Here is a 2,872-nt window from a genome sequence, read left to right as displayed (position 1 = left end):
CTTAATTTTTAGTAGCAAATCGACTGCATAATAAATATTGAATACAATATTTATTATGCTAAATTGACCAAGCCTTAGTCGGCGAATAATAATAATCTCAATCTCAAAGGAACAGCACACGATGAAAGCAAACACTTTGTTACTCGGCATGCTAGTAAGCAGTGCTCTGGGAGCAAATGAACTCTCAAGTCCTTCCCACCCCGGCTTACTTACCCAGGATTTACAGCATAGTCATGAACATCATGCACAGCAGTTAATTCCCAAACCACCACGCCAGGTGTCTCCAAACGAATTTGACAAAATACAGGCAAAACTCTATGCCGAACGTCATAATCGCCGACTGCCAGTGCATTTAATCCCCGACGCAGATAAAGTCATGCTGGCAACGTCTGCGCAGTCTCTGGCGGAAAATAGTTGTACAGATCCCGCCAGTTTATTGCCGTTATATGGTGCAGATTTAGTAAGCGCAGTAGAAAATGCAGACCTTACCAGTTGTCTATATGGCTTGTATAACAACAACTTTGCAGGCACTGAACATTTTAGCGATGCAAAAATCTTTACCATTGTGCAGGCGATTAACACTCGTTTGACCAACTTTGATGGTTCCGATGCCGGTGGTGCTGTTGAACTTGAAAGGCTTGTCACTTACCTGCGGGCGATGCATTCGGTTGAAGAGACAAACCGGGCTTTTGCTCAGGAATACCGTGATGCATTGGTACAGGCATTTAATCTCTATTTCGCCGGCGACCATTTTATTACCTTTATTGGAAACGCTTCGCGCAATTTTATGTTGCGCTACGAAATGCTGATCCTGGTCACCAGCTCGGGAACCGATCGTTTGCCGTACCTGAAACGTTTCAGCCAGGCGATAAAAGGTTATGCCAGTACAGTCTCACGCACTGATAACTGGGGTGTGACCGACGAAGAAAATGGCATGACCCAGTTACTAACCCATTATTTTAATGCAGTGAATGCCGGCGGAAACGCTTTGCAGCAATTGCTGATTAACGAGCCGCAAATTATCAGTAATCTCAGTGACTTTGTGCGAAACGATGCCCTGTGGCTGATCGGGCATACCCGCGAGTATCAATGGGCAGACGCTGTCACTGAACTTGGTCGTATGTTAAAGTTTGAAGGCGACATTGCACAAACCGTACGCCCGGTACTACAACATATTCTCAACACTTACAAGTTCAACGGTGTCGGTTCAAAAGGCTGGGTAAATGCCCAGAGCATGGTAAAGCTTTATGACAGTGCTAACTGTCAGTTGTACGGCAACGCTTGTGACTTTGATTTGGAAAACGAAGTCCTCAGCGGTCAGCACACTTGCGGCGCTACACTAAAAATACGCTATCAGAAACCCATCTCTGCCAGCAATCTGCAACAGGTCTGCGTGGATTTATCAGCACAGGAACATTCTTTCCATACACTTTTTGCCACCAACGCCAACACGCCGGTGGCGAATGATCAAAATACAGCACTGGAATTAGTCATTTTCCAATCTTCCACCGACTATCAGAACTATGCCGGCAGCTTCTTCAATATCAACACTAATAACGGTGGTATGTATCTGGAGGGAACACCATTCGATCCGGACAACCAGGCACGTGTTATTGCATTTCAGGCCACCTGGCTACAACCGGATTTTGTTGTGTGGAATTTAGAACATGAGTATATCCATTATCTGGACGGTCGCTTTAACCAATGGGGCAGCTTCAATGATCAGCCAGCAAATCTTGTCTGGTGGGGTGAAGGTTTAGCAGAGTACCTGTCTCAAGCTGACAGTAATACCGATGCAATGGCTGCTGCTGCCAACAAAACTTATCAGTTAAGTGAACTGTTCCAGACTACCTACGACAACGGTGATACGCCCCGCATTTATTACTGGGGTTACCTTGCAACGCGCTTTATGTTCGAACGCCACCGGCCTCTGATTGACAACGAGCTATTACCCACTATGCGGGCTGTCAAATATGCAATATCCAATTCACCCTGCAGTTTTGACTGGGACTGGAAGCTTAAAACAGAAGCAACTGCCAATAACTGGTTATGGTTATATGACGACAGTGAATGGTCCACTGGCAATTGGGTCTGGACCTGCGGTCAGCAACAGGATGACAACACTCCTGAACTGCCGGAATACACACCATACGACGATATTATTGCAGCTTGGGGCACCACTTTAGATACAGAATTTCATCAGTGGCTCGATTGCCTGGTCGCTGACAACGGTTCCTGCGCAGCAGAGCCAGAGCCAAAAACGGCAGATTTGAATAACGACGGAACCATCGACAATAACGATTTAACACTGTTTATCAACATGTTGTATCAAACTCATCTACTCGATCAGCAGCACGATTTTAATCTGGACGGTAAAGTCGATCATCTGGACATCCGAGCGCTTATGCAGCAATGCAGCTTGAGTCGCTGCAATACAGCTCAATAGTGAATACCCTAAATTTTGGAGATGAAAAATGACGACCAAACTGACAACACTCACTACTGTTCTGCTACTGACGTTAAGTTATCACAGCCACGCAGCCCAAGTTTGGCTGACAGCAGACAAACAAGGATATGCTCCGGGTGAAACCATAACCGTTGCATTGAAAGTCAGCGACTACCAAACTGTACTGACCGGTTTTTATGCCACATTGTCTTACCAACCTGAGCACATGGCATTACAAAACATGGCTTTTCACCGGGGTTTTGATGATGGCGAAGGCTCCCTACAATGGCATAAACACGAACAAGCCAATGGCATATTGCGACTGAATGAATTCTCATATATCGAAGCAGATACCACCATTTTGGCCACAAACCAAGGTGACGAGCTTGAGCTGGCCATCTTTACCTTTACAGCTCCGGCAAAAGA

Annotated in this window: 2 protein-coding genes; both read left to right on the top strand. The window is 45.8% G+C overall.

Annotated elements, in window-relative coordinates; all coding sequences use genetic code 11:
* Positions 1–121 precede the first annotated feature (121 nt).
* Entirely contained in the window at positions 122–2,446 is a 2,325-nt protein-coding gene (locus tag V7D78_RS16445) for a collagenase (protein WP_333609542.1), read from the top strand.
* Positions 2,447–2,474: 28 nt separating this feature from the next.
* On the top strand, positions 2,475–2,872 hold a 398-nt coding region (locus V7D78_RS16440), incomplete at its 3' end, for a cohesin domain-containing protein (protein WP_333609541.1).

It is taken from the genome of Arsukibacterium sp. (genome assembly GCF_036735525.1).
Classification (GTDB): domain Bacteria; phylum Pseudomonadota; class Gammaproteobacteria; order Enterobacterales; family Alteromonadaceae; genus Alishewanella.
Note: the sequence above shows the minus strand (reverse complement) of the source record. Positions and strands in the feature narration are given on the sequence as shown.

What these genes read in the sequence shown, in the direction of transcription:
- V7D78_RS16445 (WP_333609542.1), top strand. Translation starts at nt 122, where the DNA reads ATGAAAGCAAACACTTTGTTACTCGGCATGCTAGTAAGCAGTGCTCTG.